The organism is Leisingera sp. MMG026 (assembly GCF_021654205.1).
Classification (GTDB): Bacteria; Pseudomonadota; Alphaproteobacteria; order Rhodobacterales; family Rhodobacteraceae; genus Leisingera.
In genome coordinates, this window is the sequence record NZ_JAKFZM010000170.1 from 1 (window position 1) to 385 (window position 385).

At 55.1% G+C, this 385-nt stretch carries 1 protein-coding gene; it reads left to right on the forward strand.

The annotated features are described in order from the left end of the window. Positions 1-20: 20 nt before the first annotated feature. Positions 21-385: hypothetical protein (locus L1069_RS24020; RefSeq protein WP_237457315.1), on the forward strand; the 365-nt coding region annotated here is incomplete at its 3' end.

The following is a 385-nucleotide window of genomic DNA, read 5'->3' on the forward strand; positions in this document are numbered from 1 at the left end:
CAGGAAAAACCATCCTCTACGTGGATCAGGACAATGGAAACGACACATTCGAAGGCAGTTTGGAAAGCCCGCTCAAGTCGATTGAGGAAGCTATCGCGCGGGGGTTTTCCCCCGGCTGGCTGAAAATCAATCTGCTGTCCGACTACCACATGGACAGCGTGGTGCAGCTCAATCCTGGCTTTCACGAAATCGTATCATCTGACGCAAACGCCGTGCGCCGGATTACTTTTGCCGACCGTGTTGACAACACGGATACACGGTCGCCCCGGTTCAACTCTTCCACCCAGATGACGTCCTACCGCTTTTCCGGCATTCGTTTTGTGGCGCAGCAGATGGCGGGCCACATCAGCAATTTCGGCATGATCGCATCGCACGGCGTAGCATC